Here is a 232-nt window from a genome sequence, read left to right on the forward strand (position 1 = left end):
GTTTTTGCTGTTAAGAAAATAATTGGCACTTCTTTATTTGTGCTTCTAATATCGTGTGCTAAAGAAAAACCGTCTTTACGAGGCATCATAACATCTAAAATACAGAAGTCATAATCACTGTTTTTAAACATAATTAATCCTTCTATACCATCTTTTGCATGTTTAACGTTATAATCGTTTAATGCTAAATAATCGTTTAAAACGGTTCCAAAATTTGGATCGTCTTCTACTA

Annotated in this window: 1 protein-coding gene; it reads right to left on the reverse strand. The window is 29.7% G+C overall.

The genetic code is table 11. From position 1 onward, the window contains the following. A partial coding sequence (locus ACY2RW_RS16475; RefSeq protein WP_490123802.1) for a response regulator occupies positions 1-232 on the reverse strand: 232 nt, incomplete at both ends.

This window comes from Polaribacter sp. 2305UL8-11, assembly GCF_058147165.1.